This is a genomic window from Geomonas sp. Red276 (assembly GCF_054784495.1).
Genome location: NZ_BLXW01000015.1, coordinates 39,014 through 61,419, shown reverse-complemented (window position 1 = coordinate 61,419; position 22,406 = coordinate 39,014). Strand labels below are relative to the sequence as shown.

The 22,406-nt window shown below is 63.5% G+C and carries 17 protein-coding genes; 5 read left to right on the top strand and 12 right to left on the bottom strand.

Annotation, left to right across the window (positions count from 1 at the left end; translation table 11 throughout):
- Positions 1-99 precede the first annotated feature (99 nt).
- Entirely contained in the window at positions 100-906 is an 807-nt protein-coding gene (locus ACYVL5_RS12090; RefSeq protein WP_460595831.1) for a hypothetical protein, read from the top strand.
- 225 nt (positions 907-1,131) lie between these two features.
- Here ACYVL5_RS12090 and ACYVL5_RS12085 read toward each other — a convergent pair whose 3' ends face one another.
- From ACYVL5_RS12085 to ACYVL5_RS12070, 4 genes are read right to left on the bottom strand one after another with little or no spacing between them, the layout of a single operon-like run.
- Positions 1,132-3,450 (bottom strand): OmpA family protein, encoded by a 2,319-nt coding sequence (locus ACYVL5_RS12085; RefSeq protein ID WP_460595830.1) that lies wholly within the window; start codon positions 3,448-3,450, stop codon positions 1,132-1,134.
- 46 nt (positions 3,451-3,496) lie between these two features.
- Positions 3,497-4,663 (bottom strand): caspase family protein, encoded by a 1,167-nt coding sequence (locus tag ACYVL5_RS12080; protein ID WP_460595829.1) that lies wholly within the window; start codon positions 4,661-4,663, stop codon positions 3,497-3,499.
- Between the two features lie 9 nt (positions 4,664-4,672).
- The gene (locus tag ACYVL5_RS12075; protein ID WP_460595828.1) at positions 4,673-5,740 is read right to left on the bottom strand and encodes a formylglycine-generating enzyme family protein; all 1,068 of its coding nucleotides are present in this window, start codon (positions 5,738-5,740) and stop codon (positions 4,673-4,675) included.
- An 11-nt stretch (positions 5,741-5,751) separates the two neighbouring features.
- Positions 5,752-6,126, bottom strand: coding sequence for a hypothetical protein (locus ACYVL5_RS12070; RefSeq protein ID WP_460595827.1), 375 nt, complete (start codon positions 6,124-6,126; stop codon positions 5,752-5,754).
- A gap of 711 nt (positions 6,127-6,837) precedes the next feature.
- Here ACYVL5_RS12070 and ACYVL5_RS12065 point away from each other — a divergent pair.
- Positions 6,838-7,659: a hypothetical protein gene (locus tag ACYVL5_RS12065; protein WP_460595826.1), complete on the top strand. Its 822-nt coding sequence runs from the start codon at positions 6,838-6,840 to the stop codon at positions 7,657-7,659.
- 153 nt (positions 7,660-7,812) lie between these two features.
- Here ACYVL5_RS12065 and ACYVL5_RS12060 read toward each other — a convergent pair whose 3' ends face one another.
- The 5 genes from ACYVL5_RS12060 to ACYVL5_RS12040 form a co-directional block, all read right to left on the bottom strand.
- Complete coding sequence (locus ACYVL5_RS12060) at positions 7,813-8,439, bottom strand: response regulator (protein ID WP_460595825.1); 627 nt, start codon at positions 8,437-8,439, stop codon at positions 7,813-7,815.
- A 7-nt stretch (positions 8,440-8,446) separates the two neighbouring features.
- Positions 8,447-12,385: an ATP-binding protein gene (locus tag ACYVL5_RS12055; protein WP_460595824.1), complete on the bottom strand. Its 3,939-nt coding sequence runs from the start codon at positions 12,383-12,385 to the stop codon at positions 8,447-8,449.
- 309 nt (positions 12,386-12,694) lie between these two features.
- The gene (locus ACYVL5_RS12050; RefSeq protein ID WP_460595823.1) at positions 12,695-13,306 is read right to left on the bottom strand and encodes a TetR/AcrR family transcriptional regulator; all 612 of its coding nucleotides are present in this window, start codon (positions 13,304-13,306) and stop codon (positions 12,695-12,697) included.
- Positions 13,306-14,664: a B12-binding domain-containing radical SAM protein gene (locus tag ACYVL5_RS12045; protein ID WP_460595822.1), complete on the bottom strand. Its 1,359-nt coding sequence runs from the start codon at positions 14,662-14,664 to the stop codon at positions 13,306-13,308. The genes ACYVL5_RS12050 and ACYVL5_RS12045 overlap by 1 nt, the downstream gene beginning before the upstream one ends.
- A 132-nt stretch (positions 14,665-14,796) precedes the next feature.
- A complete protein-coding gene (locus ACYVL5_RS12040) occupies positions 14,797-15,756 on the bottom strand; it encodes an HD-GYP domain-containing protein (RefSeq protein WP_460595821.1) in 960 nt (319 codons plus the stop codon).
- Positions 15,757-16,021: 265 nt separating this feature from the next.
- On the opposite strand from ACYVL5_RS12040, the gene ACYVL5_RS12035 reads away from it, so the two are divergent.
- A complete protein-coding gene (locus tag ACYVL5_RS12035) occupies positions 16,022-17,503 on the top strand; it encodes a tetratricopeptide repeat protein (protein WP_460595820.1) in 1,482 nt (493 codons plus the stop codon).
- A gap of 184 nt (positions 17,504-17,687) precedes the next feature.
- The gene (locus ACYVL5_RS12030) at positions 17,688-19,316 is read left to right on the top strand and encodes a methyl-accepting chemotaxis protein (RefSeq protein ID WP_460595819.1); all 1,629 of its coding nucleotides are present in this window, start codon (positions 17,688-17,690) and stop codon (positions 19,314-19,316) included.
- 235 nt (positions 19,317-19,551) lie between these two features.
- Here the strand turns inward: ACYVL5_RS12030 and ACYVL5_RS12025 are convergent, their stop codons facing one another.
- From ACYVL5_RS12025 to ACYVL5_RS12015, 3 genes are all read right to left on the bottom strand, one after another.
- Positions 19,552-19,869, bottom strand: coding sequence for a hypothetical protein (locus ACYVL5_RS12025; protein WP_460595818.1), 318 nt, complete (start codon positions 19,867-19,869; stop codon positions 19,552-19,554).
- Positions 19,870-20,104: 235 nt separating this feature from the next.
- Positions 20,105-21,358: a hypothetical protein gene (locus ACYVL5_RS12020; RefSeq protein WP_460595817.1), complete on the bottom strand. Its 1,254-nt coding sequence runs from the start codon at positions 21,356-21,358 to the stop codon at positions 20,105-20,107.
- A gap of 46 nt (positions 21,359-21,404) precedes the next feature.
- On the bottom strand, positions 21,405-21,776 hold the full coding sequence (locus ACYVL5_RS12015) for a VOC family protein (RefSeq protein WP_460595816.1): 372 nt from the start codon (positions 21,774-21,776) through the stop codon (positions 21,405-21,407).
- Positions 21,777-22,015: 239 nt separating this feature from the next.
- Here ACYVL5_RS12015 and mscL point away from each other — a divergent pair, with 239 nt between their 5' ends.
- The gene (mscL, locus tag ACYVL5_RS12010) at positions 22,016-22,405 is read left to right on the top strand and encodes a large-conductance mechanosensitive channel protein MscL (protein ID WP_460595889.1); all 390 of its coding nucleotides are present in this window, start codon (positions 22,016-22,018) and stop codon (positions 22,403-22,405) included.
- The last annotated feature ends 1 nt before the right edge of the window (position 22,406 follow it).

The following is a 22,406-nucleotide window of genomic DNA, read 5'->3' as shown; positions in this document are numbered from 1 at the left end:
GACAGGAGATAAAGAGGATTACTCTTTTCGCCGCCTTAGGGGCGGCACCTCAAATCTCGAGCCCGTGGGAAGCGATGACGGGCCAAAGGGAGTACCAAGATGACCTCTGCGACAATCGGCTTTTACCTGGTGGGAGGGTTGGTGGGATTCATCCTCCTCATCGGTCTTTGCTACTGGTCGGTCAACTTCTTCATCAGGCAGTTCACCGAGCACAGCTACCACCAGTTCCGCGAGCGGATCAACCGCGAGGCGGAACTGGCGCTGCAGCTTTTCCGGGAGCACCTTTGCGAGCAGATCGTCAACCAGGAGAACAAGTCCGATGCGCTGGCGCGTCTGTACTCGAGCCTCATCGACATGCTGCGGATCGGCCGGGAGCTGACACCGAGCCTCGTGAAGGGGGACGTGATGGTGGGGCAGCACAGGATGGCGCAGTTACGCGACTGCTGCAGCACCTTTTCGGATACCTTCCATAGACAGAGCCTTCATCTTCCCGAGGAGTTCTGCCATCAGGTGGAGGGCTTCATCAAGGAGAAGGATGCCTCCCTCGAGTTTATCGAAGGGTTGGGGTATGCCCGCCGCCGCGAGGAGGCAGAGAACGTCCAGAGGGATACCGAGATCAAGCAGAAATGGGCGCAGTTCGAGGACCGCGTCACCGCCATGATGGGGCTGGTTAAAAGCGAGTTCCGCACCAAGCAGTCGGCTCCCGCCAGCATCATGATGAAGTGGCTGAGCGATTCGCCCGAAAAGGGAACCAAGGCAGGGACACCGGAGACGGCGGGTGCCTCGGCGACGGCGGCGACAGCGGGGAAAACGGCGACAGCTGGGAAAACGGCGGCGACAGCGGGGAAAACGGCGACGACAGCGAAGTCGGGGCCGGCGGGTACCTCGGGGGCGGCGAGGACTTAGAGGGGAACTTCGAAGAGACCGGGAAGAGACCGGCAAAAGAATAGGAAGAGAGGGGAAGGGCCTTCGGCGGTGGTCGAAGGCCCTTTCCGTTTGCCGATCGCGATGATCTTCTCGCTACGCGTCCCTCCCCCTTCAAGGGGAAGGACAGGATGAGGATGAGGGCCTCTCCTTGAAGGAGAGGGAGAGTTGGTCCCAGCGGAAGATGGTCGCTGATCAGGTTCCGCTTTAGGCGCCCGCCTCGGTGATCCGGCCCTGGATACGGCGATTCTGGGCCCGGCCGAGGGCGGTCTTGTTGTCGGCAACCGGCCGGGAGGAGCCGAATCCCTCGGTCTGGATCCGCACCGGGTCCACCCCAAACTTCTCCACCAGGTACTGCTTCACGGAGACGGCGCGCCGCTCGGAGAGCCGCTGGTTTATCTGCTCGCTACCCACGCTGTCGGTATGCCCTTCGATCACCCCGCGCAGCTTGGGGAATTTCTGCATGGCGACCCCGATCTTGTTCAGGGTGTCCATGAACTCCGGCCTGATGTTGGCCTTTCCGATGTCGAATTCCACCTTCACGTCGAACTGCAGCTCGGTCGGGTCGACCGCCTCGCTCGGCTGCAGCGCGCTGGCCAGCATCTCGCGCACCTCGGACGACGGCATCGCCTTCTCGTCGATGATGGAAAGCATGTGCTCCTCGAGACGGGCGGTCTCCGGCATGTTCTTCACCATCTCCAGGACGTCGTAGCTGTTCACCTTGTTCATCAGGGCCGGCTTGCCGCTCTCCGGATCGAGGTAGGAGGCGCCCAGCCCGAAGTTGATCTTCATCCGCTGGGCCTGCTCGGCGGTCAGGTTGTTGTACTTCGCCATCAGCCCGAGTTCCCTGTCCATGACGGCGGTGAGGGAGATATCCTTGACGGTCTCGCCGGGGGCGAGCTCCATCTGGTGGTCGAGGATGTTGTCGACGAACTTCCCGTTGTAGTAGAGCGACATCTGCTTCAGCTGGACGGTGCGGTCGCTCTTGTTGGTGATGCTCATCTTTCCGTCGTTCAACGAGACCCGCAGGTTCCGGTCCTCGTTCTCGTAGGCGGGGAGGAGCGATTTTACCTTTCGGGAGAGGATGTTGGACTTCAGCTCGACCGGCTGGTTGCCGCTCGGGTCGATGACCGGCAGCTCGACGTTGCCGGTGAAGTCGCCGGACTTGAAGAAGATGGTCTTCTGGATCGGGACCAGCCGGTAGGTCGATTGTCCCACCGCCTCGGCGGAGGCCTCTTTTTGCTCCGCCAGCCGGTTCATGGCGCTCTCCTGCGCGGAGACGCCGTTGGCGGGAGCATTGGTGTCGCTTTCCCTCTGGGCGACGGCGTCCTCGCGGTCGAGCCTGTTGGCGGAGCGGTTTTCCTCGGCGGCCGTGGCGTTGGCGGTGTTTTCCTTCCGGGCGACGGCGTCCTCGCGGTCGAGCCTGTTCGCCGAACGGTTCTCCTCGGCTAAAGCGTTGGCGGAAGCCTGCTCCTGGGAGAGGGCCGCCTCACGGTCGAGGCGATTGGGCGAACCTTTCTCCTCCTGCGCCAGCGCGTTCTCCTGGGAGGCTGCCGTCCCCTGGTCGGGGGACATCCCCTGGGAGGCGGCGCTCTCCATCCGGTTGGCCTCCCGATCGAGCCGGTTCGCGGAGTGTTCGTCCTGGGCGACCCGGTTCCCCTCCCGGCCCGGGGGGAGGTTGGCGATCTTCTCGAGGCGGTAGTACTTGGGGAGCTCGCTGCGCAGCTTGTCCAGCAGCTTGTTTTCGTTGCGGAAGAAACCGCTGCGGTCGGTGAGTTGCAGGTTCAGCTTGTTTTGCTCGCTAAGCTTGCCGAAGACGCTGTTGACGGTGACCGGCTTGGGCTTGGGAGGCGTGTAGTCGGAGGTGGTCCTGAGCTTGCTCCCTTCGAGGTCCCAGGCGAGATGGGTCTTCTTCTCCTGGCGATCCAGGCGGTCGATCACGTCGGAGGGAAGCTTCACCACGCCGTCGCTCGACGGGGTGAGCTCGATGCTCTCGCCGTTGAAGGCCACCTTCACCTTCTCGGTGGTGGCAGGAGCGGTGCTGCAGGTCTTGCTCACCTGGTCGGGGAATTCCCGGGTGATGGTCCCTTCCCCCTTCTCCGTCCGGACGTCCAAGCGGGTCCCCCACTCCTTCTGCATGACCTCCCTGGTCAGCTTGAAGCCGGTAAAGATGTCGAAGAGGGGGTAGATCCCCATGCTTGCCAGGGTGACCATCGGATAGTAGATGAAGGTGGTCTTCAGCACCTGCCCGGTGGTGGGGCCCTTGACCTGGTACTCGGTCCTCTCCATGGCGGCGTATTCCGCCTGGACCGTGTTGACGGTGCAGGTGGTGACCTCGGTGCCTGCGCTGTACCGGTCGATCCTCTTCAGGTGGTACCTCTTGTCGGTCACCTTCTTCCCGATCACCTTCCGTGAGAGTTCATCCCCGGCCACCCGCTCGCTGGAAAGCCTCGTGCTGGTGGAACAGGCGGTGAGTGAGCAGATCAAGGCTGCGGAAATAGCGACACTGGCTGGTCTGTGGAGCATACGGTCATGTCCCTCCCTCGGTGGATACCTGCAACCCCGGCGGGGCTTATCTCAGCTTGCTGAACACGAAATCGCCGCTGTCGTGGCCGGAATCCCGGATCACCTTGTACTCCGGGGTCTGGGCGCTCTGGCCGGCTACCGCCTCCTTGAGATGGCGGGTCATCAGTTCCTCGGCGGTGAAACGGCGCTCGAAGGGGTTCCGGAGTGCCTTGAGGAAGATGTCGGCGAAGATGGAATGGCCGGTTGCGCCGGAGTCGCTCACCGGTTCGTTGCCGCCGGAGGCGATCAGGATCCTCGACCGGTGGGACATCAGCCGCTTCAGGTAACCCTCCCGGTTCCCCCCCTCGGCCGCCAGCGACGGCTCGAACGCGCGGCTGATGGTGCCCGAGTAGCAGGAATCCGCCACCACCAGGACCTGGCGGGCCGGGGCGCGTTTCAGCTGGTCGGTGACCGTCTTGGCCTCCAGCCAGTTGCTGGGATCCCCCTTGTCGGCATCGACCGGGAGCCAGTAGGAGGTCTCGGTCTCCTTGTCCAGGAATCCGTGCCCGGCATAGTAGACCAGCAGGCTGTCGCCCGGATTGACCCGGTTCTTCAGGGCGTTGAGCTCCTTGATGATGGCGGCGCGGGTGGCCTTCTCATCCAAAAGCACGGTGGTCTGGAAGCCGTACTCCTCCTCCAGCACCTTGGCGACCTCTTTGGCGTCCCCGGCTGCCGTCCGCAGTTGGGGGATCTGGCGGTAGGCGTTGATCCCGATCACCAGGGCGTACCTTTTGCCGTTTGCCGCCTCGTCGGTCCCGGCGGCCACCGCGGGCGCCACCTCGTCTCCCTGCCTGCTCATGGTGAACTTCTCGAATCCCTCGTTGCCGGCGGTATCGACCGCCACCACGACGATGTCGTTGCTCCCGGGCTTGAGGAGGATGTCGGCGGAGAAATCCCCCTTGTCGTTGAGGCGGGCGGCGACGCCGTTGACGGTCACCGTGGAGACACCTTTCGGATGGGTGGCGCGGCCGGTCACCGTCAGCTTGGCCTCCCGGGTGACCACCTTGACTCCGCGGGTCACCTGCGGGGAGCTGAGGACGATGACCGGGGCGACCGGGTCGGCCTGCCCCGACTGGGGAACGATCAGCAGCCTCGAGGTGGAGCGGACCGCTTCCGACCGGGTGGCGGTGACGGCAAGGAGGATGACGACGGCGAAAAGTAGTGAGCGAAGCATCTCTTTCTCCTATTTCCCGTCCGGTTCGTCGGGGAGGAGCACCCGGAAACCGATGGTGCTGGACTTGACCGAAGGGTTCAGTTCGCTGCGTGCGCTGGTGCGGAGCTCCCCGGCCGGGCTCAGCCAGGAGCCGCCGCGGAGCACCCGGCTTCTCCCGCTCTCGGGCCCCTTGGGGGCGTTCTGGGGGGCGGCCTGGTAGTCGTCCTTGAAGTCCTGTACCCATTCGGCGACGTTGCCGGACAGGTCGTGGATGCCGAAGACGTTGGGCTTTTTCAGCCCCGCCGGGTGGACCTTCCCCCCGGAGTTGGTCATCTCCCAGGCGAGCTCGGAAGGGCGGGTGCCGGAGCCCGGATAGGTGGTGTGGCGCTCGCCGCCCCCGGCCGCGTATTCCCACTCGGCCTCGGTCGGGAGCCGGTACCTTTTCCCGGTCCTCTTGTTGAGCTTCTCCAGGAAGGACTGGATGTCGTTCCAGGAGACGCTCTCCACCGGGCAGTTCTTGCCGCACTGCTTGAAATAGGAGGGATTGTTCCCCATCACCGTGTGCCACTGTGCCTGGGTGACCTCGAACTTGCCGAGGTGGAAGGGGTCGAGGCAGACCTGGTGGACCGGTTTTTCGTCGCCGTCACCGTCCCCCGAGCCGTCCCCCATGGTGAAGCAGCCGCCGGGAACCGGGAGCAGGGTGATGCCGGTCCAGGGGTCGGTGATCTCCCCCGCTATTCCCGGGGAGGCGGGCGCCCTGGGCGCTACCGCGTCGACGTCCCAGGTGACCTCGCCGTCGAACCCGGCCGGCATGTCCTTGAGGAGATCCCATTCGATCCTCCTCCCGACCCCGACCTTGACCCCCTTGCCGAGGTCCCCCCGCAGGGTGAGCCGGTCGGAGGTGTACTTCTCGCCTCCCACCTCGATGACGACCTTCACCTCCGCGTCGAGCTCCCCCGGTTTGCCGGCCAGGTCGTAGACGGCGAAGGCCTTGTTCCCCTGCTGGCCGCTGCGGAGATTCTTCACCTCGGCGGCCCGGGCCGGCACGGCCAGAGACAGGGCGGCCGCCGCTATTAAAAAGATCCTGGAATGAGTCATAAGCTGCGCCTTCATTGACATTGGAGCCCGATGGAGACCGTCGCCTCCTGGCAGACGAAGCAGGCCCCCTTGGTCGGCTCGCTGCACTTTTTACCGCATCCCCAGCTGGCGTTTTTCAGCCAGGAGCCGAAGCAGATCTCTTTGCCGGCTTCGCAGGAGAGAGTGGTGCTCAAGGGCTCGTTGTAGTACTTGAGCCAGAAGGTGCCCCAGTAGCGGCTGGGATTCTCCTTCAGGTAGAAGTCGATCTCCGGGCTGTAGCCGTCGTCGCAGGCGTCCACGAACTCGAAGGTCATCTTGACCATGCGCCCGCGCTCGGCCGCCTGCGCGGGAGTGCCGGCGAACAGCAGCAACGAGAGGACCAGTAGTAGAGCTGATGCTTTACCCATAGCTGTTTTTCTTCCTGGCGTGGAATGGTTGCTTCAAGGGGGGACGATACCTTCCATTAGACGGACACAATCTGCGGACCCCTCACCGGTGAGGCCCGGTTTGCCCGGTGGCGTGATGAGGAGCCCGTCATTTTCCGTAGAAGAGGACCTTGCTTGCTTTGATCCCTCCGAAGGTTCCTTTGTCGGAACTTCCGGTGCAGCTCTTGATCCCTTCTTTGTCTTTCTTGACGAACTCGAAACCGTCCACCGTGGAGATATTCGTGCCCCAAACTATCCCTTGACTGTGGTTACTTCATCAAGCCGCAAAAACTAGCATGAAGGAAGTGACGATACAAGCCAATTAATGTGTCTTATCTCAGCTCTTGTGGCGGCGCTCATGCCAGATACTGGAGCCTCACCGCGTATATTTTCGTACTCTGTGCAGAATGAAGCGCGGCAAGTACGGTGGATCCTTCACCAACGCCCTGTCGGTTGCCGAAACGGTCAGCGCGCGGATCACCGGGAACTTCTCTGTCAGGAAGAACGAGAGGTCGAATGGGAGGTCATTACGAAGGCGAGCGAGGAGTTACTCGATGGATTATGTCATGGGCATCTTTCTCTCTTAATATGGTTGCCTCGCCAGACACTTTTCTGGTAATTTCTGCTAATTATGGCAGTGATAAACCTGTTGTGTCAGCAGGTAAGGCTGCATTTCCATGTAGGAGGGTCTGTATGAAAGCAAAAATCGCGGTGGTTATGACCGCACTGGTACTGTCTGCCGGATGTGCTACTACCGAGCAGAAGGTCCAGGAAGGGACCGTTGCCCCCGCTGAGAGTGTGCACCAGCAGGAAGTGAAGAGCTCGAAGGAAATGGTGCAGTCTTTCGTCGGGGCTCACGAGAAGGTGATGGTGGGAGCCGACGAGGTCAAGGCCGGCACCGCCCAGGTCGCCAGCGACATCAAGAACGCCAGCCAGCAGACCATGGCCGAGCTGGGTGACATCAAGAAAACGACCCGCGACATCCAGGGCCAGCTCGGTGAGGTGAAGGACACCACCCGCCAGACCCGGAGCGACGTCGCCGACATTAAGGCGACCGAGCGTCAGCTCCTGGAGACCGCCCAGCGCACCCTCCAGGCCATCGAGGAGGCCTCCAAGCGGCAGGGGACCGGGGAGATCACCATCTTCTACCCGATGGGCTCCGCCACGCTGGTGCCGAACTCCCTCGAGTTCCAGCGCCTGGTCCAGTACGTCGACTACCTTTCCCGGGAGGCAAAGGGGCGCAAGATCATCTTCCTCTCCATCGGGAGCGCCTCGTCTCTGGGCAACAAGAAAAAGAACCTGAGCCTCGCCAAGAAGCGCTCCGAAGCGCCCCTCGAGGTGCTCGACAAGTACCTGGTGAACGTTCCCCACGAGTTCCACAAGGTGTACGGGACCGGGGACCTCTACAGCCCGAAGGGAATCACCTGGAAGGAGCACCAGCGTTACCAGAACACCCGCATCATCGCCCTCTTCGACACCGCCCAGGCTCCCGCCGTCAATCAAGAGGTCAAGTAGGGGATAGCCCCGTGGCCGAAGGCGCTCGATAGCTTACCCTCGCCCCTTTAGGGGAGAGGGTTGATAGAGGAAACCCCGCCCCTGTAAAGGGCGGGGGGAGATAGGGGGGCCGCCGGGGACGCGGCGCGAGTCATCGCCATGCCCCGCTTCTCCTCACTGGCGCCCGCTGCGGGCGGCGAGGGAGCTTGCCAGTTCCTCCTTCATCCTGGCCCCGCATTCCGGGCAGTAGCCGTGGCTGAAGAGCGCCTCCGAGTGCTGGCTTATGTAGGTCTCCAGCTGGGTCCAGCTCCCGTCGTCGCTCCTGATCTTCTTGCAGTTCATGCAGATCGGCAAAAGCCCGGAGAGCACCTTGATCCGGTCCAGTGCTTCCTTGAGCTCGCGGTTCGCCGCCTCGAGCTGGTTCCTCTTCTGCTGCAGCTCCAGGTGGGTCGCCACCCGGCGCCTGACCACCACCGCCTTGAACGGCTTGACGATGAAGTCCACCGCCCCCATCTCGAACCCCTTCACCTCGTCCGCCTCCTCGTGCAGCGCGGTCAAAAAGATCACCGGTATCTCCCTTAGCCGGTCGTCGCGCTTGAGCGCCTCGCAGACCTGGTAGCCGTCCATCTCCGGCATCATGATGTCCAAAAGGATCAGGTCCGGGAGGAGGGTCCCCGTCAGCCGGAGTGCTTCGCTCCCCGAGGTCGCCGAGAAGATCTCGTACTCCCCCTTCAGGGTCTGATAGAGAAGCTGCAGGTTTTCGGGTGCATCGTCCACCAGGAGAAGCTTCTTGTCTGCCATCTCGTCCTCACTCGCCAAAGGGGATGCCGTACCTCCGGTACACCCCCCCGAGCTGTCGCAGCGCCGAGGCAAAATCGCACCGCTTCACCGACCGCTTGAACCGGTCCCATTCCGAAGACGGGTACAGTGAACCGTTCAGCTCGGCAAGCAGGTCGATCACCTGCATGTTGCTGGTTTCCAGGAGCGAACCGATCCGCGCGAGGTACGAGGCGACCTTCTCGGTGTCGATGACCGCTTCCTCCCGGGGGGCACCGGTTTCCTCGGCCGCGACAGCGAAGAACCGCCCTATCGCCTCCGCGAGCTCCTGCTGCCGGACCGGCTTGGTCACCACGGCGTCGAATCCCTCCTCCCGCAGCCGGTCGATCCTCTCCTGGAGGGCGTGGGCGGTGACCGCCACCACCGGGATATGCCTCCCGGTCTCCCGTTCCCGCTCGCGGATCACCCGGGTCGCCTGCACGCCGTCCATCCCCGGCATGCTGACGTCCATCAGGATCAGGTCGAATTCCCCGCGCTCCCACATCTCCACCGCCTCCCGCCCGTCGCCCGCCACCTCGACCAGGTGGTTCATCCGGGTCAGCATCCCCTCCTCGACCTTCACGTTGATCAGGTCGTCCTCGGCCAGGAGCACCCGCAGTTTCCGCTGCTCCACGGGGGGCGGTGGCTCCTCCCCCTCCTTCTCCGATGCGGTGTCGCGCAAAAGCGGAACCTGCACGGTGAAGGTGCTCCCCACCCCTTCCCGGCTCTCGACCGTGATGGTCCCTCTCATCAGGCGGGCAAGCTTTCCACAGATGGCGAGGCCGAGCCCCGATCCGCCGTACTTGCGGGTGGTGGAGCTGTCCGCCTGGCTGAAGGGATCGAAGATGCGGGAGAGGTCCTCAGGGTTGATCCCGATCCCGGTGTCGGAGACGGAAATCTTCACCGTCAGCTCCTGGTTCCCCTCGGCAGCGTCAGGGTTAACCCCATCCTCACCCCGCCCCTCCCCTTGAAGGGGAGGGAGTGTTGGGGCCGGGAGGGGGACGGCGGGCGCGGCGGCCACCGTGGCGGAGACGGTGATCGCCCCGGCGTGGGTGAACTTGACGGCATTGGAGAGGAAGTTGAGGACGATCTGCTTGAGCCTCAGTTGGTCCCCCGCCACCCGTTCCGGCACCTCGTCGGCGATCTCGATCGAGATCGTGAGCCCTTTCTGCTGGATGAGCGACAGCTGGTTGTTCACCACGTCCCGGATGCTGTCGCGGAAGCTGAAGGGGTGGGTTTCTACCTCCATGTGGCCGGACTCGATCTTGGAGAGGTCGAGGATGTCGTTCAGCAGGGCCATCAGGTTGGTGGCCGCCGAATCGACGGTGTCGAGGCAATCCTTCTGCTGGTCGTCGAGCCTGGTCGACCTGAGGAGCTGGGCCATCCCCAGGATCCCGTTCATCGGGGTGCGGATCTCGTGGCTCATGTTTGCGAGGAACTCGCTCTTGGCCCGGTTCGCCTTCTCGGCCGCCTCCTTGGCCACCACCAGCTCGCTCTCGATCTTCTTGAGATTGCTGATGTCGAGGTGCTGGACCACCACGTTGGTCACCACCCCGTCGCTGATCACCGGCGACATGGTGACCTCCAGCACCTTCCGGGTCGGCACGTGCACCTCGACCCCGCTGCGGGTGGTGTCGTAGCTGATGGTGAAGCGGACCGTCTCCCCCCTGGTGAACACCTCCCTCACCAGCGGCAGGAATCCCTGCTCCCTGACCTGGGGGTCGGTCAGGATGTTGTAGCGGCCGACGATCTCCTCGTCGGTCACCTTGAGGCACTCCTTCAGGGCCTCGTTGGCCCGCAGAAGCGTCCCGTTGGGGTCCGAGATCCACATGTTCACCGGGCTCTTCTCGATGATCCCTTCGAGAAAGGCCTGCGAGCTTTTGATCGCCTGCTCGGCCCGGACCCGTTCGGTGAGGTCGTGCATCATCACCAGGAACTCCCCGGCGAACTCGTCACCCAGGGGAGCTGCGGTGGCCACCACGGTCTTGACCGTCCCGTCCTTGCAGCGGACCAGGAGTTCGATCGGCTCGAACGGCTCGCGCAGCTCCCTCGCCTTTTGCAGGTTGGCCGTCCACTGGGCGGAAACCTTTTCGCGATAGGCGGGATCCGGGTAGGCCCTCTCCCGCCATGCATCGACGGTGGGGATCTCGTCGAGGAAGTAGCCGAAGGTGCTGATAAAGGAGTCGTTGATGAAGGTGATCCGGTTCTTGCCGTCGTTGAGGGCGTAGGGGACCGGGGTGACGTCGATGATGGTGCGGAGCTTGTGCTCGCTCTTCAGCAGTTCGCGGGTCCGTTCCTCGACCTTGGCCTCCAGGCTCGCGTTGAGTTTGTTGATCTCCTCGAAGCGCTGCCGGAGGGCGTCGGACATGTCCCGGAAGTTCTCCATCAGGAGGTTGGCCTCCTCGATGATGCTCCGGTCCCAGCGGAGCGTTTCCCGCTGGCCGATCTTGGCCGGGAGGTCGGCGGTGACCGAGCGCAGATGCTGGAAGGAGGATATGAGCCGGTTGCTGAAGATGTGGGCGAGCCCCATGGCCAGAAGGAGGACCACCAGCAGGTCGGTGAGCGATCGGGAGTAGTCGGTGAACATCTGCTGCTGGAACGGCCCGACCGGGACCTCCAGGATGAGGCGCCATTCCGAGAGCATCCCCACCCCGGTCTCGGCGACGTAGACCGCGTTCTTCCACTGATCGGCCACCGAGATGTTCTTTCTCGCCTGCGGCATCCACTGGTGGAACCCCTCCTGGAGCCTGATCAGGGTCCCCGGCTTGCGCCGGAACGGCTTCATGGTCTGCAGCTCGGGGACGTTGGAGATCACCACCTTGTTGTTCTTGTCGACCAGGATGTAACGGAGGTTGGGGAGGTTCTGGTTCTTGATGTCGATCTCTATGAAACTCCGCAGGGTGGCGAGGTCGACGATCCCGGAGATGTACCCGTCGTAGCTGCCGTCTTTGATGACCGGTGCCAGCAGCGGGACCATCGGCTTGGGACGCCCGATCCTGGCCATCACCACCTCGCCGACCAAGGGTTTCATCCGCTTCTTGAGGAGGGGAAGGTACGGCCGGTCGGCGAAGCTCCTGCCGATGTTGGACTGTCCCAGCTCGTCCACCGCCGGGGCAAAGGCGACCGAGATGGCGTTGCGGTCCTGCAGCCCCACGCGGAGGAACTCGTTGTTGGAGGCCAGTGTCTCTTCCAGGGACTGCTGGATCTTGGCGACCGGGTGGCGGGTGGCCAACTCGGCCAGGAAGGTCACCTCCGTCATGGCGCTGTTGAGCCAGTGCTCGAGGTGAGAAACGGTGCGGAGGCTGCTGACGAGGGTGGCCTGGCGGATCCGGCGGTCGATCTCGGCCTGGTCCCTCCTGCTGTTGAAGGCCATGATGACCAGGAAGGGAAGGAGTACGAACAGGACCAGGGTATTGAAGATCATCTCCCGCATCGGGAAGAAGGAGCGGCGGGAGCAGTAGGAGATGGCGATGAAGGCGAAGCGGGAGAGGAGGGCGTTGGTGACGCCGTTGACCGCCTGCTTGAGCGCGGTGACCTCCACGGTGCCGGACGGCAGCTGCATCACCACGGAGTAGAAGAGGAAAACCAGCGGGATGCCGATCACGCTCCAGAAGAGGCCGTCGGCGATCACGAAGTGCAGTCTGCGGCCGGAGGTGAGGAAGGAGACGGCCCCGGCCTCGAGGACCAGGATGAAGGTGGCGTAGGGGTGGTTCCAGAGGACGTAGGTATAGCTCCCGGCGACGAAGGCGGCGATCACCCCGGCCCGCCCCCCCAGCATCTGCAGGGCGAGCATGGTGAAGATGCTGCCGAACAGGAAGTCCATGCCGTAGAAGATCGGGTAGCGAAAATAGTTACCGGCGATCCCGAGGATGGTCAGGAGAACGAGTCTGCCGGCATCCTTCAGCCTGGTAGAATCCGACAATTCTCCCACGTACGCCTCCGGATTTCCGTGCAATCTGTATGTTCCAACATCCTCACTTATAACAGTGTCTGAATGAACTTCAAGTAATCCAATGTGAGAGATTTTCTTATAGGGATCGACGATTTATCCTGAGAGTGCCGCGGCGAGGCTATGTCAGTAAGTGCTTTCCTGATACCCTCGCCCCTTGAGGCGAGAGAGCGGCCGAACTATACCCTCGCCCCCTTGGGGGAGAGGGTGGCCGAAGCACTCTACTATCCCCTCTCCCCTAAAGGGGCGAGGGGAGATAGGGAAGGGGAGCATGCCGGGTGAGGGTGGATTTTAAACGGGGGAGGGGGGAGTGGCGAGGTAGGGGAGGAGCATGTTCCTGAGGATCTCGCTGCCGCGCTTGAGCGCCGCCTCGTCGACCTCTTCGCCCCCCACCTCCAGGTAGTTAAGCCAGAAAAGGGCCATCATCCAGATCTGTTCGGCCAAAAGGTCCCGCTGCTCCTGCGGCATCTCCCGCAAGAACCCCTGGGCCATGCTGAGATCGAGCGCCCCCCGCACCACCGTCAGGTTGAGCCGGTGCGAGACCACGAACATCTCCTTAAGCTCGGGATCGCTCTGCACGAGGGCGGCCAGCTCCCTCTTGAAGAAGCGGTAGCGCCAGTTGAAGCGCTGGATCATCAGGAAGGTCTCCTCCATGGAGGCCGCCGTCCCGGGGCCGGGACCGTCGTTGATCTCCTGGTACTCCCGGAGCCCTACCTCGTGCATCTGGGCGAAGATGGCCCGGATGATCTCATCCTTGTTCCGGAAGTGGTAGTAGAGGTTCCCCGGGCTGATCCCCATGGCCGCGGCGATGTGGTTGGTGGTGACCGCCTTGGTCCCCTTCTCGTTGAAGAGCCCGATGGCCGTCTCGAGGATCCGGGCCTTGGTCTTTTCCGCTTTGGTCATCAGTACTCCAGGTGGAACTGTCGCACCCTCTTGAGGAAGGTCCCGAAGAGCCTGATCCTCAAGAGCATGCCGTGGAGCCCGAACTTCATGAGGGCCGGAAGCGAACGGTACAACGGAACCGCCTCCGTGTAAAGCTTTGCCATCTCCTCGTAGAAGTCGGCCAGCGGGAGCCGGGTGGGGACGAGGGCATGGAGCATGTCGTACATCTCCGGGCGCTCGGTCAAAAGGCGCCCCTTCACCGACTCGTGAAGCTCGGTCCCCGGCAGCGGGGTCATCACGGTGAAGGTGGCGTACTTGAGCTTGAGCTTTCTCACGTACGCCTTGAGGGAGACGAAGTCTTCCCTGCCGTAGTCGGGGTCCACCATGAAGGATGCGTACATCAGCACCCCGAGGCGGTCGAGGATCGCCGCCGCCTTCGCCTGCTGGGCCACGGTCACCCCCTTCTTCATCGCCTTGAGACGGGCGTCCGAGAAGTCCTCCATCCCCACGAAGACCTGTGCCAGGCCGATCCGGGCCCATTTCTCGAAGAGCTCCGGGTGGTCGACGATGGTGTCGACCCGGGCGTAGAGGAAGTACTTCTTCCTGATCCCCGCCTCCTCGATCAATCCGGCCAGGCGCTCCATCCGGCGCGTGTCGCACATCGACTCGTCGTCGCAGAAGAAGACGTTCTCCTCGGCGATCCCCTTCAGCTCCCGCACCACGAGCTCCGGGTCGCGGCGGAGGTACTTGCCGCCGGTAAGCCCCCAGAGCGCGCAGAAGCTGCAGCGGGCGGTGCACCCGAGCGAGGTCCTGATCGAGGCGAGCGGCTTGAACCATTCGCTGAAATAGTGGTCGCGGTACCGCGCGGTGAGCGTACGGTCCGGGAAGGGGAGCTCGTCGAGCGGCGTGTACGGCTTCGGCTGGGTGAAGAGCATCCCGTCCGTCGACGGTATGCCGAGCCCGGCGATCGCGCTGAGCGGCCTCCCGCCGGCGAGGGCGGAGAGGGTCTCGCGCAGGGTCCCGACCCCTTCCCCGATCACCACCAGGTCGATCTCCGGCACGTTTAAATCGGCGGGGCGCACGGTGGCGTGGTGACCGCCGACGATGACGGTGGCCTGCGGGGCGTGTTCGCGCGCCTGCCGGGCGATCTCCTTCACGATGTTGAGGTGGCTCGTGAAACCGGTGATGCCGACGATGTCGGGATGGAAGGAGGCGAGGGTCTCCTCGATGGTGCGCTCGATGCGGGCGTCGAGCAGGAGGACCGTGTGGCCGTCCGCGCGGGCCCCGGCCCCGAGGTACTCGAGTGCCAACGGCTCGAAAAGGTAAACCCGGTCCATCAGCTCCGACGAACTGTACGGCTGGATCAAGAGCACTTTCATCGCGTCCCCTCCCTGACGAATTTAGTGTTGCAGCTCTATTTAGACTCTTTGCACTAAAACGTCAAGGGGGAAAAACGGGTGAGGGAGATTTTGATCCGTTGCCGGAAGTGGCGTGTGCCGCAGGAGGCGCCCTCAGTCGTCCAGGACTTTCAATAGCTTCCCGACCAGGAAGGGGTCGAGGTTGCTGCCGGACATGGAGCGGATGATGGCCTTGGCATCGTGGAGGGTGAATCCCTTGCGGTAGGGGCGGTCCATGGTGAGGGCGTCGCAGATATCGGCGGCGGAGACGATCTGGGCCTCGATCGGGATCGCCTTCGACAGCAGCCCCGCCGGGTATCCCTTGCCGTCGAAGCGCTCGTGGTGGTAGAGCACGATCTCCTGGACGGTCCTGGAGAGGTTGGCCTTCTTGACCACGTCGCATCCCCATTCGGGGTGCTTGCGGATGATGGTCTGTTCCTCGTCGGTGAGGCTCCGCTCCGCGTTGAGGATGTGCTCGGGGACGCCGATCTTGCCGCAGTCATGGAGCCAGCTCCCGTACCTGATCTGGCGGCGGACGTCGTCCGGGATCCCGAGGGCCTCGGAGAGCTTCAGCGCCAGGGTGGCGACCCGGTCGCAGTGCCCCTTGGTGCTGGCGTCCTTCAACTCGATGGTCTGGGCGAGCGAGTGGAGGATGAACTCGTCCTCGCGCTTCAGGGACTGCTGGACCCGGAACCTCCTGAGCCCCTCCTTCACCGCGCGCAGCATATCCCCCTTCTTCCATGGCTTGAGGACGAAGCGGAAGACCTCGCCGCTGTTGATGGCGGCCAGGGCGGTGGCGAGGCTCGCGTGGCCGGTCACCATGATCTTCACGGTATCGGGGGAGAGCTTCTTGATCTCCGCCAGCAGCTCGACCCCCTGCATCCCGGGCATCTCGTTGTCAGAGACCACCACCGCCACCTGGTGCGCCCGGATGAGGTCGAGCGCCTCCAGCGCGGAGGAGGCCGTCAGCACATCGATCCCCCTGCCGGAGAAGAGGTCGCTCGTGTAGGTCAGGTAGCTCTTTTCGTCGTCTACGAACAGTACCGAATCAAGTTTTCTCTCAGGAAATGTCACAGAGCCTCCTGTCACGCAGGAGGTCGGCGGATCGACTCTGCTGCGTGGCTCACTGGGAGCCGGATACTCCTATCGGCACATCTTCGGGAAATCTTGAATCAGTTTCAAATATCCATGCCAAGGCACTGCGAAGGGAGGAGTGACTTTGGCCTTGCTTCGGACACCATTTTCCATTAATAACGGCTGCATGACAGTTTGAGTGATTACGGGGCGAGGTGCTCGATACATGGAGAGGGGAACGACGGTTTCAGTGTTGGGAGCCTGCTTGTTGTTGGCTATGGCCTCCCGTTCACTGGCCGAGATCTACGTCTGGGAGGACGAGCGCGGCTCCCACGCGGTGACCGATCCCCGCGAGGTCCCTCCCGCGGTGCTGCAGAAGTACGGAGTGGTGGCGGGGGAGGGGACCCCCGGCGACACCGCCTCCCCCCCGGCCTCCTTCTCGGCGCCGGCGGCCGCCGACGATACCGCCACCGTGATCGCCCGGGAGAAGTTCCAAGAGGCCCTTCCGTACCTGAAGGCCAAGGCCCCCCACCGGGACCTCAAGAAGGCCATGGAGCTCCTCCTTGCCTCCGCCACCGGAGGCAACCCCGAGGGGCAGTTCTACCTCGCTGCCCTCCACTACCTCGGGCTCGCCGCCCCCCGCAACGTTGGCGAAGCCTTCCGCTGGTTCAAGCAGGCGGCCGACCAGGGGAACCCCGGCGGCCAGTGCGGGCTGGCACTCCTCTACGAAAGCGGTGAAGGGGGCGTCACCCGGGACCCCTCCGAGGCGATACGGTTCTACCGGCTGGCGGGAGAACAGCAGCCGTCCCGCGAGCTGAAGCCCTACGCCCAGGTCATCCGGTACTCGGTGCTGCGGTACTACACCCTGACCGCCGAGCGGGGGAGGGTCTCCTCCCAGCTCTACCTGGGGAGCTTCCTCCTGCTCTGCAAAAGATACGAGGACGCCTACCGCTACCTCCACCTGGCCGCCGACCAGGGTGACGGCCGCGCGCAGCGGCTTCTCGGCCTCATGTTCCTCAAAGGGACCGGGGTCGGTATGAACCCGAGGGAGGCCGCCGCCTGGTTCCAGTTGAGCGCCCGCCAGAACGATCCCCTGGCCCAGAGGAACCTCGCCCTGCTCTACCGCACCGGCTCGGGTGTGCCCCGCAGTCCCCAGGACGCCTTCCGCTGGTACCTCGCCGCCGCGGAAAACGGCGACGTCGATTCCTTCCCGGAGGTGGCGCTCATGTACCTGGAGGGAACCGGGGTCGGCAAGGACACCACCCTGGGGCTCAAGTGGGTGAACCGGGCGGCGGATTACGGCTACGACCATGCCCAGGTCTGGCTGGGCGTCTTCTACTCCCGGGGCCGCTACGTGGAGCGTAACGACGTCGAGGCGCTCAAGTGGTTCACCATCGCGGCGGCCAAGGGGAACGCCACCGCGGCCAAGCTGAAGGGGGAGATGGAGTCGACGCTCAACTCGGTCGAGGTCGAGGAGGCGAGGGCGCTGGCCGCCCAGTGGGTGGCGCTGCCGAGGCCGTCGGGGGGGAGGGAGGCCGAGTTGCGCGAAGAGGCGGACCTCGGGCTGAACCTGGCCGAGACCCCGGAGACCGTCGCCCTCCTGAATGAGACCTTGCCTCCGCTGGACCTCTATGGCGCCGGTCCCGCCCTCTCACCCAAACCGCAGTCTCGGGTTGCCACACCAACCGGACGGCCGGCCATCGACCGCAAGGTTCCGGCGGTGAGCGTCCCCTCCCAGCTCCGCTAGCCGATCTGTCATAGCATCACCTTCCCGCCTCCTTTTTTCTCTTAAGGTTGCCATATCCCATACCGATAACTGTCAAAGAAGAGCAGACGAGTGACATATCAACTCATCTGCCCTGTGTCGGCGAATCCTTGCACGAAGTACTGCCACAATAAGCAGGACCTTTTCGGTATAAAGGAGTACGGCCATGTCGATCTTTTTGAATCTCCGCCTTTTCTCAAAGTTCTCGGTCTTCGCCGCCCTTGTTTCAGCCATCATGCTGGTACTTCTGGGGATCTCCTACAGCGGACTGAAAGGGAGCGAGCGGCGGTTTTCCGAGTACACCGAGAGGTACCAGGGGGTGGGGCAGGCCCTCTTCAAGATCCAGGCCCAGGGGCTCCAGGCCGAGCAGGCGGTCCGCAACATCGTGCTCAATCCCGTGGACGACAAGGCGATGGCCAACTACCAGAAGGCGGTGGCGGACCTCCAGGCCCTGGAGGCGGACACCGTGAAGCTCTCGGTGGGGATGGAGGGGATCCCGGCGCTCATGGAGAAGCTGCAGGGACAGTTTGAGCAGCATACCGCGATGCAGAAGTCCATCATCGCCCTGGCGCGGGGGGGACAGGTGCCGGCGGCGGTGGAGGAGCTGAAGAGCAAGGAGACCCCGAGCTGGCGCGGGATAAAGGACATCATCCAGGCGCTGCAGGACACCTCCAAGCAGAACCTCCAGAAACAGAAGACGGCCCTCAACCAGTTCACCCGTTCCAACTTCACCGTCACCGTGGTGGCGCTCGTGCTCTCGCTGCTGGTCGCCAACCTGCTCCTCTTCATCCTCATGAAGGTCATCGAGAAGCCGATGAAGCAGCTCCTCTCCCGGCTGCGTGACATCTCCTCCGGCGAGGGGGACCTGAGCAAGAGGCTCACGGTGGAGGGCTCCGACGAGTTCGCCGATACCGCCGCCGCCCTCAACGAGTTCATCGAGAAGATCGCCCGTACCGTGTCGGCGGTGCAGGAGACCACCGCGTCGCTCACCCAGGCCGCCCACCAGCTCAACAACGCCTCCGAAAAGGTGGCGGGGAGCTCGGAGCAGGTGGCCGGGGAGGCCACCAGCGTGGCCAACGCCAGCGAGGAGATGGCCGCCACCAGCATGGAGATCGCCAACAACTGCCACCTGGCGGCCACCAGCGCCAGGGAGGCCGCCTCGCTCACCGAGAGGGGATTCGATACCGTGCGCCACACGGTGGAAGGGATCAAGGCGCGGGGCGGGTTGACCAGGAAGAGCGCGGAGGCGATCGCCTCCCTGGGGGAGCGTTCCGACAAGATCGGCGACATCGTCTCCACCATCGAGGACATCGCCGACCAGACCAACCTTTTGGCGCTCAACGCCGCCATCGAGGCGGCCCGGGCCGGAGAGCAGGGACGGGGGTTCGCCGTGGTGGCCGACGAGGTGCGGGCCTTGGCGGAGAGGACCACCCGCGCCACCCGCGAGATCGGGGAGATGATCAAGGGGATCCAGCAGGAGACCCGCTCGGCCATCGCCTCCATGGAGGAAGGGGTGCGCGGCACCGAACAGGAGGCGGCCGAGGCGGAGCTTCTCGAGCGCAGCCTGAAAGACATCATGGACAAGGTCCAGGCGGTGACCGGGCAGGTGAACCAGATAGCCTGCGCGATCGAGGAACAGACCGCCACCACCAACGACATATCGGGGAACATCCTCCGCATCTCGGAGGCGACCCAGGAGACCTCCCGCGGCGCGCAGGACACCGCCGGCGCCTCCGCGACCCTGACCCGCCTGAGCGACGACATGAAGGGGCTCATGGTGCACTTCAAACTGTAGGGTGGGCACGCCGTGCCCACGCGGGTTGGAAGGACGATGGGGGCTTGCCCCCGCCCCGGCAAGGCAACCCGCTCACTTCCCGCCTGAAAAACGAGACGGCGGGTCGAACCTCTCAAAGGCCCGACCCGCCGTCTCCGTCTCACCGTATGTTCCCACAAAAAGGGGGGGCTGATTGGCAAGCCCCCCGCGTCCACAATCCCCTCAATCAGGGGCAGACAACTCTAGGCGCGGCCGCTTAGGCTCCCCCTTCGGTCATGTTGTTGAACATGTCGGTGTCTTCCCTGAGCTCCTGTTTGAGGTAGTTCAGTTCCGCCGGGGTGTACACCGCGGTCCCCTTGTTGATCTCGCGTTGCAGCTTTTCGATCCGCTGCGGCAGGTCATAGACGGTGCCGTTGCAGTTATGGGCTACCAGCAGGCATTCGTTCTTCTGGACCTGATTGCCACTGGTCCCCGTGTCCGTCCCCGACCATCCCATGTCACCGGCAAAGGCCGGCAAGGCAGAGAGGAGCGTCGTGACGGTGAAAATGGCTATTTTCTTGGATATGCTTTTCATGGGGTGACCTCCATTGTGTCAATAGGAAGTGGTATCGGCATACTAGAAGTATAGTCCCTCTGCACTTTGATGCAAGTGAAAATTATTATCATAGAGATATCCTATGCAGATTAGCCTGTTGTGCATGTTTTGAGAGAGGTTTTTGTGCCCGCCTTAACGTTGTGAGGGAAGGTTTGCGCCTTTTGAGTGTGGGAGGATGTTGCCGAGTCTTGCCGGGGGAGGGCTATGACAGAGGTCAGAACGACTTCGACCACAGGACGAGGGCGCTTCCTCCGCTGGTTCCGTGCCTGAGCATCCCCGAGTCGTAGGAGTACTCGAGGTAGATCTCGGACTGAAAGAGGAAACCGCTGGTGATGCCGACCGAGAGGGCGTCCCCTTCCCCCTCGTCGAAGTTGCGCGAGGGGTCGGAGAAGAGCTCGCGCCGGACCCAGGCGTGGGTGCCGCGCAGGTGGAGATAGAGGAAGGAGAAGATCTCCCGCCGGTACTCGAGGGCCCCCATCAGGTAGTCCGAGGCGGGGTACTGGCCGAAGACCGCTCCCGGGTAGACGAGCCGGTCGAGGTCGTCGGCCTCGGAGGGGATGGGGCCGCCGCCGATCCGGTAGGCGGAGAAGCGGTCGAGGGTGCCGTAGGGGGTGAAGCCGCCGTTGAAGCTCGCCAGGAGCCGGTTCTTCTCGGAGAGGAAGGGGATGCCGGTGGCGGCGAGGAGGTAGCCGGAGAGCTTCAGGTAGTGGCGGGTCTGGTTTTCGGAGAGGGTGGGGCCCCCGTAGGAGGCGTCCGACCAGCGCGCCCGCTGGGAGATCTCGGTGTCGAGCCCACCGGCTATCCCCTCGTGGGGGAGCTCCATGAGGTTTCGGCGCAGCCCGTCGTAGCGGACCCTGACCAGGGGGCCGTGCACGATGGTATCGGGGGGAAGCTTCACCCCCGGCGCTGTCTCCCCGACCCTTTGCGAGTAGAGGTAGCCGACCTGGTAGAAGAACTGCAGGCGGAGGTCGTTGTCGACCTGGGAGGGGGCCACCGGAAGGCGGAGCCCCACCCCGAACCTTCCCGCCAGGTTTCCCCACTTGAGCGCACTCCCCCCCACCTCGCCGCCGTTGTCGATCTCCTTGCGGGTGAAGGGGATGGTGGTGTTTTCGAAATGCCAGAGAAACTGCAGGTCGTCCCGGCTCTTCGCAAGGTTGATGTCGTTGACGAACCCGCTGAAGGTCCCCCTAAGGCGCGTATCGTCCCAGCGGTGCTTCCAGTAGACGGCCCCGATCGGGCTGAACTCGTGGCCTCCTAAGTCGGGGAGAAAGAGCGATCCCCCGAGCACCACCGCGCCGGTGTTGTCGCGGTCGCGGGTGGCGACCAGGTAGTGTTTCCCGAAGCACTCGATATCGCACTGCTCTCCCGCGAGCGGCGTGCGGTACGGTGCGGGATCCTCGGCGCGGGCGGCTGCGGGGGCAAGCGCCAGTACGAGCAAGAGGGTTGCCGCGGCTATTTTCCCTTCCATCGAGTCCCGCCTGAACATGCCGAGGGACCTTCGCTCACCGCCACCCCTAGGCAAGGGAGTGGAGCCCGATCATGTTTCCCTCGCTGTCATAGACGAGGGAGATGAAACCGTACTTGCCGATCGACATCTTCGGCTTCTCGACCCTCCCCCCGGCACCCGCCACCCGGCTCTCCTCCACCGCGCAGTCCTGGCAGCTGAAGTAGACGATGGTGGAGTTGCCCCCCGAGGCGACCCCGGGCATCTTCACCAGCGCTCCCCCTGCGCCGTAGCTCTCCATGTCGCTCGGGAAGGACCAGAGCTCGAGGCCGGGCATGGGGCCCAGCTGCTGAAATTCCACCTGGAAGACGGTGCCGTAGAATCTCTTGGCCCGCTCCATGTCCTGGACGTAGATCTCGAACCATCCGGCCGGATTTTTCATGGCGCACTCCTCTATCTGAAGTCGATTGAATTCCCGCTCAAAAGCATAGCCGAGATGGCCGGTGCCGCAACAGGCGCTCCAGGACGCGGCTTAACTGAAGAATAAAGAATTGTGGGGTACAATTGAGAGGTTCGCGGGGCCTTGCCGCGATAGGCTCATCCAGGCGACGCCGCGCCGCTGACTTGTACGGAGGCACCAGAAACAGTGACCATGAAGCCGTCAAAGGAGGACGTATGGGGATGATGAAGGAGTTCAAGGAATTCGCCGTCAAGGGGAACGTGGTTGACCTGGCCGTCGGTGTCATCATCGGGGCCGCCTTCGGAAAGATCGTCTCGTCGCTCGTGGCCGACGTGGTGATGCCGCCCGTCGGGGTGCTCCTCGGCGGGGTCGATTTCACCCACCTCGCGGTGGTGGTCAAGGAGGGGGTGGGGACCAAGCCGCCGGTGCTGATCAGCTACGGCAAGTTCATCAACACGATTATCGATTTCGTCATCATCGCTTTCGTGGTATTCCTGGCGGTCAAGGGGATCAACCGGCTCAGAAGGCAGGAGCCCCCCCCGCCTCCCGGCCCCACCAAGGACCAGGAGCTCCTGGCCGAGATCAGGGATCTATTGAAAGAGGGGAGATGAC

Excerpts from the sequence above, each read along its gene's own strand:
- ACYVL5_RS12090 (WP_460595831.1), top strand. The coding sequence starts at position 100 with ATGACCTCTGCGACAATCGGCTTTTACCTGGTGGGAGGGTTGGTGGGA.
- ACYVL5_RS12085 (WP_460595830.1), bottom strand. The coding sequence starts at position 3,450 with ATGCTCCACAGACCAGCCAGTGTCGCTATTTCCGCAGCCTTGATCTGC.
- ACYVL5_RS12080 (WP_460595829.1), bottom strand. The coding sequence starts at position 4,663 with ATGCTTCGCTCACTACTTTTCGCCGTCGTCATCCTCCTTGCCGTCACC.
- ACYVL5_RS12075 (WP_460595828.1), bottom strand. The coding sequence starts at position 5,740 with ATGACTCATTCCAGGATCTTTTTAATAGCGGCGGCCGCCCTGTCTCTG.
- ACYVL5_RS12070 (WP_460595827.1), bottom strand. The coding sequence starts at position 6,126 with ATGGGTAAAGCATCAGCTCTACTACTGGTCCTCTCGTTGCTGCTGTTC.
- ACYVL5_RS12065 (WP_460595826.1), top strand. The coding sequence starts at position 6,838 with ATGAAAGCAAAAATCGCGGTGGTTATGACCGCACTGGTACTGTCTGCC.
- ACYVL5_RS12060 (WP_460595825.1), bottom strand. The coding sequence starts at position 8,439 with ATGGCAGACAAGAAGCTTCTCCTGGTGGACGATGCACCCGAAAACCTG.
- ACYVL5_RS12050 (WP_460595823.1), bottom strand. The coding sequence starts at position 13,306 with ATGACCAAAGCGGAAAAGACCAAGGCCCGGATCCTCGAGACGGCCATC.
- ACYVL5_RS12045 (WP_460595822.1), bottom strand. The coding sequence starts at position 14,664 with ATGAAAGTGCTCTTGATCCAGCCGTACAGTTCGTCGGAGCTGATGGAC.
- ACYVL5_RS12030 (WP_460595819.1), top strand. The coding sequence starts at position 17,688 with ATGTCGATCTTTTTGAATCTCCGCCTTTTCTCAAAGTTCTCGGTCTTC.
- ACYVL5_RS12025 (WP_460595818.1), bottom strand. The coding sequence starts at position 19,869 with ATGAAAAGCATATCCAAGAAAATAGCCATTTTCACCGTCACGACGCTC.
- ACYVL5_RS12020 (WP_460595817.1), bottom strand. The coding sequence starts at position 21,358 with ATGGAAGGGAAAATAGCCGCGGCAACCCTCTTGCTCGTACTGGCGCTT.
- ACYVL5_RS12015 (WP_460595816.1), bottom strand. The coding sequence starts at position 21,776 with ATGAAAAATCCGGCCGGATGGTTCGAGATCTACGTCCAGGACATGGAG.
- mscL (WP_460595889.1), top strand. The coding sequence starts at position 22,016 with ATGATGAAGGAGTTCAAGGAATTCGCCGTCAAGGGGAACGTGGTTGAC.